Source organism: Streptomyces sp. MMG1121 (assembly GCF_001280015.1).
Lineage (GTDB): Bacteria > Actinomycetota > Actinomycetes > Streptomycetales > Streptomycetaceae > Streptomyces.
Window position 1 is genome coordinate 17,419 of the sequence record NZ_LGDV01000234.1, and the last position, 11,133, is coordinate 28,551.

An 11,133-nucleotide genomic window follows, 5' to 3' on the forward strand; every position below is an offset into this window, starting at 1 on the left:
GTGTTTGGTCCCTCGGGACAGACCCCCCTGAGTCACTTGAGGCGGGCTCAAGGGGCGGTAGGGACGGAGGGCCTGATGCCCCGCCACGCGGGAAAGCTGTGCCCTCTGCGGCGAGCCGGGGTCCTAGAGTGTTCCGAAATACAGTCCCTACAGTCCCTCCGATTCCCGGGGGGATCGGAACCCCGGCAGAAGGACGGACGCTTGCCCGGCCCCGCTGTGACGAGAGAGTCCGCAGCTCCAGTGCGGCCCGCATCACCCCATGCCGTGGCCCGCTGGTGCGCGGAGCAGGGGTGGCCGGTGCATCCCCTCGCGCCGGGCCGCAAGACGCCGGTCGCCAACTGTCCTTCCTGCAAGGAACGGTCGCATCTGCCCGCCGACTGCGCCTGTCTGCCCGTCGGCCGCCCGTGCCACGGGTTCCACGCCGCCACCACCGACGCCTCGCTGATCGACAGCTGGTGGGCGCGCACCCCGGGCCGTGGCGTCGGGATCGCCTGTGGGGGAGCGGACCTGGTCGTCATCGACGTCGACGCGCACAGCGCTCAGGTTCCGGACCGCGACCGGCTGCTGCCCGGCATCCCCATCCACGATTCCGTGAACCTGCGGGGACTTGCGTCCGGCTTCGACACCCTCGCACTCCTCGCCGCGCTGCGCGGACAGCCCAGCCCGGCCGAGGACACCGGCACCCTGCGCGTGCGCACCCCGTCCGGGGGCCTGCACATCTGGTACCGCAATCCGCGCCCGGCCACCCGGCTGCGCTGCTCGACCGGGTCCAGCACCAAGGTCGCGCTGGCGTGGCAGGTCGACGTACGGGCGGACGGCGGCTACATCGTGGCCCCCACCACCCGTACCGCTCAGGGCACTTACCAGCCCGAGGGACCGGCCCGGCTGCCCGCCCCGCTGCCCGACTGGCTCGGTGGGGAACTCGGGCGGACCGGGCATCTGATCCAGCAGCGGCGGCTGTCCCTTCGGACCCGGCCCGAAGGGGACCGGGGTGATTACGGCGTAATCACCCGCCGACCGGGAGCTGTCACGGCAGCCGACGGGCAACGGGTGCTCGAGCCGCTGCTGGCCGATGTGGCCGCGTGCGCCCGTACGCCCGAGGGCGCGGCCTTCACCGAGAAGCTCAACAAGGCGGCCTACACCGCCGGAGGGCTCGCAGCGGCGGGGTATCTGGACGAGGACACCGCGCGGGCTCTGCTGCGCGGGGCCGCCGAGACCGCGCGGCCCCGGCAGAGTTCCCGCAACGCCCGCATCATCGACGACGGCCTCGCCGCGGGGTCCGCACGCCCGCTTCACCTCAAAGGACGTTCATGAGCAGCGCCGAGACCCCGCGCTTCGACGCCAGCGCCGCCGCTCAGCACATGCTGGACCTGGAGAAGGCGGCCGCCCGCCCGGCAGCGCTGCCCGCGCAGGCCCAGTCCTCGCCGGCCGCTCAGCCGCCCGGTGATTACGGCGTCATCACCGCCCCCTCCAAGGGAGACCGGCGGAGCCCGCAGCCCCCCGCCGGTGATTACGCCGTAATCACCCAGCTGCCCTCCGCCCTGGTACCGAGCAGTCTCAGCGACCGTGGCAACGCCAAGCTGTTCGTCCGGCTCTACCGCGACCAGTTCCGCCATGTCGAGGGCCTGGGCTGGTATGCGTGGGACGGCTACCGGTGGAAGCGGGCCGGGGGAGAGAAGGCTGTTCTGTGGGCTGCGGGGGAGATGGCCGAGGAGATGCCGGAGAGCGATCCGCGCGGACTGTTCAACGACCGCGAGCTGCTCCGGCACAAGAAGCGGACCCTGTCGACCACCGGCATGAAGGCCCTTCTGACCCAGGCGAAGGCCTCCCCGGATCTCTCCGTGGATCCCGACACGCTCGACGGCGACCCGTACGCGCTGTGCACCCCGGCCGGGATCGTCGACCTCAACACGGGCCTGCTGCGCAAGGCCGACCCCACCCGGGACTTCCACTCCCGTGCCACGAGCGTCGCCCCGCAGCGCAGCGAGACGCCGCGCTGGCACCGGTTCCTGGCGGACACCTTCGGCGAGGACGCCGAGGGCCGGGAGATGATCGACTTCCTGCATCTGCTGCTGGGCTACTCCATCACCGGTGACGTCGGCGCCCAGGTCCTGCCCTTCCTGCACGGCCACGGCAAGAACGGCAAGAGCGTCCTGCTCGACACCATGATCCAGATCCTGGGGGACTACGCGGACGCGGCGCCGCCCGGATTCCTCATGGACCGCGGGGCCTTCTCCGAGCACTCCACCGAACTCACCGAACTGCACGGCCGCCGGCTCATCGTGTGCAGCGAACTCAAGCCGAACGACAAGTTCGACGAGGCCCGGGTGCGGCTGCTGACCGGCGGAGACAAGATCAAGGCCCGCCGGATGCGGCAGGACTACTTCTCCTTCACGCCCACCCACCACCTGTGGCTGCTGGGCAACCACCGGCCCGAAGTCACCACGGGCGGCTTCGCGTTCTGGCGCCGGATCCGCCTTTTGCCCTTCGAGCGTACGGTCCCCGAGCATCGCAAGATCGACAACCTGGCCTTCGAACTCGTCCGGGACGAAGGCCCCGGCATCCTGCAGTGGCTCATCGACGGCGCCCGTCGCTACCTCACCACCCGCGACAGCCTCGAGGGCCCCGACCGCGTCCGTATCGCGACCACCGCATACGCCAACACCGAGGACCACATCGGCCGCTTCCTCACCGAGTGCTGCACCCGGGACCTGGAGGTCCAGCCCGACCCCCGCGTCGAACAGGGCCTGCTCTACACCGCGTACGTCGCCTGGTGCAGTGCCGGCGAGGGCATCCGCCCGGCAGGCGCCCGCGCCTTCGCCACCCGGGTCCGGCAGGAGGTCGGTCTCGCCTCGCCCGCCGACATGATCAAATCCAACGGCCGCAAGTACTACCCCCGCCTCGCCCTGCTGGACACACGCTCATGAATCCACCCTCAGCACATCCCCCCGGCCCGGTCGTGGGTGATTACGGCGTAATCACCCACGGACCCCACCGCCGAGGTGATTACGCCGTAATCACTCCCGCGTCCCACCGCCGGCGGCGTCCGCTGTGCGGCCTGGCGCCTCTACCGACTCGCCGCTGTGCGGCCTACGATCGTCCGGCAGCGCCAGGCCGCACAGCGGACGGCCCGCCCCACCCCGAGGCGGCTCGCCGCCCGGCCCGGCACACACAGGAGGGGCAGCGGCCATGAGCTCGCTACTGACCGAGGGCGATCTCACCCACGAAGCGCACGTGGTGTGGCTGGAGGACCCCGAGAACCTCGACTACGTCCGTCAGGCCCTCGACAAGACCCCCCGCCGCCGCAACAAGCCCCGCTACGCCCGGGACGGCCGGATGGTCGGCTACGCCGAACTCGACGACCACGCCGAGGCGGACCCCGACAGCGGCCTGTACCGCCGCCGGGTCTTCTTCCTGCTGCCGCACGACCGGGACGCCCAGCCCGACGGCCTGTACCAGGAGGGCGCGCCCGGGGAAGCCGTGGACCCACGCACGATCGAGGTCAGGAGGGTGGGGGAGAAGACCCCGCGTTCCCAGCGGGGGCCCGCTGCTGTCACAGGCACGCAGGTCTCCCGTTAGACGTTTTCTGGGCCGCGTGACGCCCCCCGGCTGGAGAGGTGCTGCAGGGTCGCTCAAGGCGTTCTCGCGGACGTTCCGGGCACCGTCACCTTCTTTCAGTCGCTTTTCAGTCGCTGGGGCCGGGCGGCCTGCGGGGCAGCGACTGAAAGCCAGCGACCGGATACGGCGTCGGTCGCTCCCCTCCTGTGGGAAGAACACGCAGGTCAGGACGGGGTGTTGGAGAAGACAGCGACTGAAGCGACTCAAGGGTCCGGTATATCAGTGCAATGCGTGTGCGTGTGTGCGTCATAGATAGAGACCTTGAGTCGCTTCAGTCGCTGTTCGGTTGTCGTAGGCGCTGTGACCTGTGCTTTTGTGGGGCTGAGGGGACCGACTGAGCGACGCTCTCGGTAGCTGGCCCGTTTTCGCGTGAGTCGCTGGTTTCCGTCAGCGCGTCGAAAATTGTTTCCCACGAGCCACTTTGGTGAGCGCAGGCTTCGCTACTCTGTGTCGGTCGCTCAGTCGCTTCGGTCGCTGACGGGGGGTGCGCATGGCCTCTGAGCTGCGGGGCTCAGTCGACTTCGCCCGCGGTCTTCGGTCTCTGGCAGGCGTCGGCGGTGCCGTGCGCGCAGGCCGGATACGGCCGCCCTATCCGGGAGGCCGGCGATGACCTCCGACGAGCAGGCCCTGTTTCACTTCGACGCACAGGCCGCCGCCGCGCAGATCCTCGCCCAGCCCGTCTCCCTGCCCGCTCCCCGGGACCACCGTGACGCCGGCGAGGCCACGGCCGACGGGCTGCTGCCGGACACGCTCAGCGACCGGGGCAACGCCAAGCTGTTCGTGAAGTTCTACTCGAACGCGTACCGGCACGTGCCCGGGCTCGGCTGGTTCCGGTGGGACAGCACGCGCTGGCAGATCGACGAGGACGAGACCGTGCTGTGGGCGGCCGGTGATCTCGCGGAGTCCATCGCGACCACCGATCCCCGCGGCGTGCACAGCACCGGTGCGCTGCAGCAGCACCGCCGCCGGGCGCTGAGCACCAACGGCATCAACGCGCTGCTCGCACAGGCGAAGTCGGCGCCGGGCATGGTGCTCAACGCCGCGCAACTGGACGCCGACCCGTATGCGCTGTGCACGCCGACCGGGGTCGTCGACCTGCGCACCGGCCGGCTCCACCGGCCCGACCCGAACCGGGACTTCCACTCCCGCTCCACCACCGTGGCCCCGCAGTCGATGCCGACGCCGCGCTGGGACCGGTTCCTGGCGGACACCTTCGGCGAGGACGCCGAAGGCCGGGAGATGACCGAGTTCCTGCATCTGCTGCTGGGGTACTCCATCACCGGTGACGTCGGCGCCCAGGTGCTGCCCTTCCTGTTCGGCTCCGGCAAGAACGGCAAGTCGGTACTGCTGGATGTGGTGATGAAGCTGATCGGTGACTACGCGGACGCCGCCCCGCCCGGGTTCCTGATGGCCCGCCCCTACGAGGGCCACCCCACCGATCTCGCCGAACTGCACGGCCGGCGGGTCATCGTGTGCAACGAGGTCAAGCCGGGCGACCGCTTCGACGAGGCCCGGGTCAAACTGCTGACCGGCGGCGACCGCATCAAGGCCCGCCGGATGCGGCAGGACTTCTTCAGCTTCCGGCCCACCCACAAGCTCTGGCTGCTGGGCAACCACCGTCCCGAGGTGGGCACCGGCGGCTTCGCCTTCTGGCGGCGGATGCGGCTGATCCCGTTCGAACGCGTCGTGTCCGACGACCGCAAGATCGACAACCTGGCGGACATCCTCGTCAACGAGGAGGGCCCCGGCATCCTCAACTGGCTCATCACGGGCGCCCGGCGCTATCTGGCGGGCGAGAAGGAGCTGAGCGGGCCGGAGCGCGTACGGATCGCCACGACCGCCTATGCCGACACCGAGGACTACACCGGGCGTTTTCTCGGCGAAAGCTGCCGGATCGAGCCCGGTATGCGAGCCGAGCAAGCCAGGCTCTACGCGGTGTACAAGACATGGTGTCAGAATGAGGGGGCCCCGGCCGTGTCATCCCGGGCGTTCGCGGCACGGGTTCGCGAGGTGGTAGGGCTCGCGTCGCCCAGGGAGATGATCCTCTCCAACCAGCGCAAGTACTACCCGGGCATCGGACTGGTCGCCGACGAGGAGACAGCATGAGTGCCCTCATCGCAGAGGACGAGATCGTCCACGAGGTCGACTTCGTCTGGCTCGAGGACATCGGCAAGCTGGACTACGTGCGTCAGAGCCTCGACCGGCTGCCGACCCGCCGCAGCAGGCCCGCCTACCACCGCGACGGCCGGATGGTCGGCTACGCGCTGCTCGGGCCCGAGGCCAAACCCTCCCGCTCCTCGGGCACGTTCCGCCGCCGTGTCTTCTGGCTGCTCCCGCACGACCGCGACACCGCCCCCGACGGGCTGTACGCCACCGGGGCCCCCGCCGAGGCCGTGGACCCGCGCACCCTCGCCCCGGGCACCAAGGGCCGCAAGACGGAACGCTCGGGGGGCGGACCGGCCTCTCCCGCGGTGCAGGAGCTGGGTCTCACCCTGCCGTTGTGAGCCGGCGCCGGACGGTCCCCGGAGTGATTACGGCGTAATCACCCGAGCGGCGGGTGCCACCAGCCGCCGCGCCGCCGCGGTGATTACGCCGTAATCAGCCGGCCGGCGGGTGCCATCGCCTTCCGAGTGATTACGCCGTAATCACTCGGCCCACGGCCGCCACGTGGCTCCCGGGTGATTACGCCGTAATCACCCGTCCGCCGGAGCTACAGCCCCGTGCCGCCGGAGGCGTCGATGCACTGGCCCGTGATCCAGCGGGAGTCCGCGGAGGCGAGGAAGGCTACGACGTCCGCGATGTCGGCCGGGTGGCCCATCCTGTCGAACACGGAGAACGCGGCATGCAGGGACTCGGCCTCGGGCGTGGCCCAGCGGCGCCGGTTCAGGTCCGTCGTGATGAAGCCCGGCGCCACACTGTTCACCGTGATCTGCCGCGGCCCCAACTCCTTGGCGAGCGTGCGGGTGAGGGCCTCCAGGGCCGCCTTGGCCATGGAGTAGGCGAGAGAGGTCGGCATGGCGACGCGGGTGGCCGCGGAGCTGATGTTGACGATACGGCCGCCCTCACGCAGCCGCGCCAGCCCCTCCTGGACGAGGAAGAGCGGCGCCCGGGCATGGACGGCCATGAGCCGGTCGAAGTCCTGCGCGGTCACCTCGGACACCCCGCCCCGGACGTTGAAACCGGCGTTGTTGACCAGGATGTCGAGCGTGGCCGGCTCGCCCAGGGCGTGCAGGCCGGCGTCGAGCCGGTCGTACACCGTGCGGACGTCGTCGGGCACTCCGAGCGGGCCGTGCAGCGGGAAGGCGCGCCCGCCGTCGTCGCTGATCCGGGCGACCGTCTCGTGGGCCGAGTCCTTGTCGCTGCCGTAGTGCACGGCGACGAGCGCGCCGTCCGCCGCGAGCCGGGTGGCGATCGCGCGGCCGATACCCCGCCCGGCTCCGGTGACCAGAGCCGTTCTGCCTGTCAGCGTGCCCATCGTTCCCCCCGTGGCGTGAGCTCATCGGCCAACTCCCGCGAGGAGCATACGCTGTTGTAAAAACCGCTTACCCGGTTTAATCTTCCTGCATTGTTTGTGCTGGCTCGACGTTAGGCGGGTTCTGCGGTGGCCTTGCGGCATCTGCGTCTGATCGCGGTGAACATCGACGGGGTATTGCTGAACGACACCTTCAGCCCGGTCATCCACCGGATGGTGGTGCGCAACGGCGGCGTCTACACCGCCGAGCTGGAGCGGTCGGTGCTCTCGCAGCCGCAGCTCAGGGCCGCGGCCGCGCTGGGGGTGCCGGGGACGCCCGAGGAGGTGGTGGCGGAGTACTTCCGCGAGCGCGCCGCCTACCTCGAGGACGACCCGGTCCGGGTCATGGAAGGGGCCGGCGCACTGCTGGAGCGGCTGCGTGCCACGGGTGCGCGGATGGTGTGCTACGGCGGGCTCGGCCGGAGCCACTTCGACCACCATCTCGGCACGTACGCCTCGTACTTCGACGGGCCGGGCTATGTGTGCACCGACGCCTTCCGCCCCGGCGTCCGGGAGATCGCCGAGGAGGTCTTCGGGCTGCGCTGCGACCAGGCGCTGTTCATCGACGACGTGGCACGGGTGGCCGAGACCGCGCGGGAGCTGGGAGCGGCGTTCCTCGGGCACCCGACCTCCTACGAGCACAGCTTCCAGCGGGAGCTGATGCGCCGGGCCGGGGTGCGGCACCTGGTGGGGTCGCTGGACGACATCGACGAGCCGCTGGTGCGGGCCCTGGACGCCGAGGCGGCCGAAGGCCGCCTGTGGCCCGGGGAGGCCGCCGTCACGGGGCCCGCCGGACGGGGCGCGGCCGCCGGGGCCTGAACGGACCGGGGGAGAACGGCTGGAATACAACAAAACCCGCACGATGGATGGTTTCTGAGCCGGTACGGACGTCCGCCATGGATGTCCGTACCGGCTCAGGTCTACGACACCGGGACTTCGGGTAAATGCCTTACGGTCGACCTGACCAGCAAGATTTCGCTCCGTCGAGGAGACCGGCACGGGGAGCCACCGCAAGGAGCGGGCAAACAATGGGGGAACTCGGCTCTGTCCTTTGTCAGAGCAGGAGGATAAGGTACCTCCTGGACGGTTTGTTTGTTGGTGCTCCGATGTGTGGCTCCGGCTCGCGCGGCTCGGGTGCGCTTCAGGAAAGGGAGGTCCAGTGGCCCAGCAGGAACGTGCGGTCAGGACCCGTCGCGCAGTACTGGAGGCCGCCGCGGCAGTCTTCGCGGAGCACGGGTACACGGCGGCGACCGTCGCCGACATCCTCAAGACCGCCGGGGTGACCAAGGGCGCCCTGTACTTCCACTTCGACTCCAAGGAAGCGCTCGCCAAGGGCGTCCTGGAACTCCAGACGGACCAGGCGCTCCCCGAGCAGGAGATCAAGCTCCAGGAGCTGATCGACGTCGCGATGTCGGTGGCCTACCGCCTGGTGCACGAGCCCCTGTTGCGGGCCGGTGCCCGGCTCTCGGCGGACCCCATCGGCCGCAGGCACTACGGCAGCGCCTGGCCGCTGTGGGTCGACATGCTCACCGACATCCTGACCGTGGCCCATCAGCGGGGCGAGACCCTGGCACACGTGGTGCCGCGCGAGGTCGCGGAGATGGTGGTCAGCTCGTTCAACGGGGTGCAGTTGTACGCCCAGTTGGAGACCGACCTCAACGATGTCGAGTACCGGGCCTCGGTCCTGCTCAAGCACCTGCTGCCGTCCATCGCCTCGCCCGCGGTCCTGATGCGCCTGGACGTGGCCCCGGACCGCGGCGCCCGCATCGCCCGCGAAGCCGTCCCGGTGCCGGCCCCGATTCCGGCCTGAGGCACGCGACGGCCAAGGCCCGTCCGGCCCGAGCGGCCGGCTGCGTGGGACGGGCCCGCCCTGACGGTGAACTGGCCCGCACAGCACGGCATTTGGGTCCTCGCCTTGCCCTTCGTCGCTGCCGTCCGGCCGTGCCCCCATACGGCGGACAGCGACTGAAGCGACGCGGAGCCGAAATCCCCTGGGCCGGTGTCTCGTGTGGTGTGGCCCCCCCCGGTGGAACGCCGTGTACGCCGACCCGGCGTACACGGCGTCGGTGTGCCGCGGACCTCGTCGTACGACCCGTGCGCACCCGGTGCCACGGTGCCCCGGCCGGGGCACCGCATCGTTCAGGCCGTCGCCGGTGCCACGGCGACGGTCGAGGTGAAGACGACGGTGCCGTCCTGGCGGCCCGTCACCAGGACGTGTTCCCTGCCATCGGCGCACGGGGGCAGGGAACATGCCTCGATCATGCACGGGGCGTCCAGCTCCGCGTAGCGTGTGAACTCGCTGGTGATGCCCACCGGCAGGCAGTCCCGGCCGAGGAACGCGATGGTGGCCTGGCGGGCGGCCTCCAGCAGCACCATGCCCGGCACATGGTCGACGGGGTGGTCGAAGAGCACCGGGTGCCGGGTGTCCACCCGCAGTTGCCAGCAGTCGGGTGCCGGCACGGGGGACAGGACCACGCTCGTGGGGGAGAGGCGGCCGACGTGCTGCGGTGCGATCGGGCTCGTCAGCGGGATCGCCACCGCCTCGGAACCGAGCCGCTGGCCCCTCAGGCGCTCGTAGACGGCCGGCGAGGCGCAGGTGAAGGTGGCGCCGCCGGTCCCGGCGGGCTGTCCGTCGCGGTGGATCACGGCGTCGAAGTGGAGTCCGGCGAGGTTCTTGCCGCGGCGCTTGATGTCCGTGCAGGCGATCTCGATGACGACGGTCGCCGGCGCGGCGCCGATGCGCAGCTGTTCGGCATCGAGGTCGACCGAGAGGTCCCACATGAGGAAGTTGTGGCCGAGCGGGACGCCGAACTCCGTGTGCGCCACGAGGAGTCCCGCCTGGCGGATCGTTTCGGCGATCAGTAGCGGATCATGGTAGCCGTCGAGGCTAGCGAAAAAGCTGTGCAGTCGCGGCCACTGGGCGCTTACCGTGAAGTGCTGTTCGTCCACGCGCTCCCAGTCGGTCAGCACCACCTCGGCGATGCTGGCGCGGTGGACGAACTCCTTCGGGACCGTGGTGGTCAGAGACGGGTAACGGGGCTCGACGATTTCCTGCAGGCTCCTGAGGTCGCTCTCTGCGTACCGGATGGAGGGTGCGGCGGACTCGACACGGAACGTGCTCACAGACATGCCTGTTCCCCCTGAGCGTCGTTGGCGTGTAACTGATGGTGTATCTCAGGCCTGTGAAGATACATACCACCCGGTTTACTTTCTAGCGGTACGAAGCCTTCCGCCCCACGAGTTCTGGAGCTACTGCTTCCAGATCGGGTTTCCAGCCGGGTTTCGGGGACCCCGTCGGACGCGCCGGTGGCCGGCCTCGACCGGTTGGACCTCGGACGACGCCGTGGCCGACTCTAGCCCCTGTGCGGGGTTCGTCGTCCGGCTTCCCACCGCCCTTGGGGCGCTTGCCGTCGGGGTCCTCAAGTGATTCCTCAGTGCTTCTCGAGTGTCCTGATCAACCATGGCCAAGGCTGTGATGAGGGGGGAAACGCCGGATGGAGAGCGTAGAAACCGTGCTTCGTGTGGAACGCGGGCAAGCCGGTGAAGAGGAGCTGGCCGCCATCGCGGTCGTGCTGCTCGCCCTGCGGGCCCGCGACCAGGAGGAGTCCGAGCAGCCGCCGTCGCCCGGCTGGAGCTGGTGGAAGCGGCCGCACGGCTATGCGCCGCCCGACAGCTGGCGGTGACTCGACCGCTACCCGAGGCGCACTCCACCGCAAGTAGACCTAACCGCACATGCGGTTTTAATTTGGCTCGATGGAACCGGGGCGGGATCTCCACAGTCTTGTCCCAGAAGGGGACCAGAGATGGCGATGACGACTGCCCCCGCACCGGCCGGGACAGCGCCGGCCGACATACGCGGTCACGTGGCCGAGCTGCACGCGATACGGGCCCAGGCGACGGCCGGGCCGAGTGAGAAGGCGACGGCGGCGCAGCACGCCAAGGGCAAGCTGACGGCGCGGGAGCGGATAGAGCTGCTCCTGGATCCGGGTTCCTTCCAGGAGGTG

11 protein-coding genes are annotated in these 11,133 nt (G+C 70.0%); 9 read left to right on the forward strand and 2 right to left on the reverse strand.

The genetic code is table 11. From position 1 onward, the window contains the following. Window positions 1–264 precede the first annotated feature (264 nt). The 5 genes from ADK64_RS35915 (at window position 265) to ADK64_RS35935 (ending at window position 6,122) form a co-directional block, all read left to right on the forward strand. Complete coding sequence (locus tag ADK64_RS35915) at window positions 265–1,314, forward strand: bifunctional DNA primase/polymerase (RefSeq protein WP_053666239.1); 1,050 nt, start codon at window positions 265–267, stop codon at window positions 1,312–1,314. Then, window positions 1,311–2,927, forward strand: coding sequence for a DNA primase family protein (locus ADK64_RS35920; protein WP_053666241.1), 1,617 nt, complete (start codon window positions 1,311–1,313; stop codon window positions 2,925–2,927). Before ADK64_RS35915 ends, ADK64_RS35920 begins: the two co-directional genes overlap by 4 nt. A gap of 262 nt (window positions 2,928–3,189) precedes the next feature. Continuing rightward, window positions 3,190–3,579: a DUF6009 family protein gene (locus tag ADK64_RS35925; protein WP_053666243.1), complete on the forward strand. Its 390-nt coding sequence runs from the start codon at window positions 3,190–3,192 to the stop codon at window positions 3,577–3,579. A gap of 645 nt (window positions 3,580–4,224) precedes the next feature. Continuing rightward, window positions 4,225–5,724, forward strand: coding sequence for a DNA primase family protein (locus ADK64_RS35930; protein ID WP_053666245.1), 1,500 nt, complete (start codon window positions 4,225–4,227; stop codon window positions 5,722–5,724). After that, window positions 5,721–6,122, forward strand: a complete 402-nt coding sequence (locus tag ADK64_RS35935; RefSeq protein WP_053666247.1) for a DUF6009 family protein — start codon at window positions 5,721–5,723, stop codon at window positions 6,120–6,122. Before ADK64_RS35930 ends, ADK64_RS35935 begins: the two co-directional genes overlap by 4 nt. Window positions 6,123–6,328: 206 nt before the next feature. Here the strand turns inward: ADK64_RS35935 and ADK64_RS35940 are convergent, their stop codons facing one another. Beyond that, window positions 6,329–7,093, reverse strand: coding sequence for an SDR family oxidoreductase (locus ADK64_RS35940; protein ID WP_053666248.1), 765 nt, complete (start codon window positions 7,091–7,093; stop codon window positions 6,329–6,331). A 132-nt stretch (window positions 7,094–7,225) separates the two neighbouring features. On the opposite strand from ADK64_RS35940, the gene ADK64_RS35945 reads away from it, so the two are divergent. Then, window positions 7,226–7,948 carry an HAD family hydrolase gene (locus tag ADK64_RS35945; protein WP_107093188.1) on the forward strand — a complete coding sequence of 241 codons (723 nt, stop codon included), beginning with the start codon at window positions 7,226–7,228 and terminating at the stop codon, window positions 7,946–7,948. Between the two features lie 340 nt (window positions 7,949–8,288). Beyond that, the gene (locus tag ADK64_RS35950) at window positions 8,289–8,939 is read left to right on the forward strand and encodes a ScbR family autoregulator-binding transcription factor (RefSeq protein ID WP_053666252.1); all 651 of its coding nucleotides are present in this window, start codon (window positions 8,289–8,291) and stop codon (window positions 8,937–8,939) included. A 329-nt stretch (window positions 8,940–9,268) separates the two neighbouring features. Here the strand turns inward: ADK64_RS35950 and ADK64_RS35955 are convergent, their stop codons facing one another. Beyond that, window positions 9,269–10,258: a ScbA/BarX family gamma-butyrolactone biosynthesis protein gene (locus ADK64_RS35955; RefSeq protein WP_078993041.1), complete on the reverse strand. Its 990-nt coding sequence runs from the start codon at window positions 10,256–10,258 to the stop codon at window positions 9,269–9,271. A gap of 392 nt (window positions 10,259–10,650) precedes the next feature. Between ADK64_RS35955 and ADK64_RS35960 the strand changes: the two genes are divergently transcribed. Both ADK64_RS35960 and ADK64_RS35965 read left to right on the forward strand, forming a co-directional pair. Next, window positions 10,651–10,812 (forward strand): acyl-CoA carboxylase subunit epsilon, encoded by a 162-nt coding sequence (locus ADK64_RS35960; RefSeq protein WP_234384842.1) that lies wholly within the window; start codon window positions 10,651–10,653, stop codon window positions 10,810–10,812. Between the two features lie 120 nt (window positions 10,813–10,932). Next, the coding region (locus ADK64_RS35965) for a carboxyl transferase domain-containing protein (RefSeq protein ID WP_324614482.1) at window positions 10,933–11,133 on the forward strand (201 nt) is incomplete at its 3' end.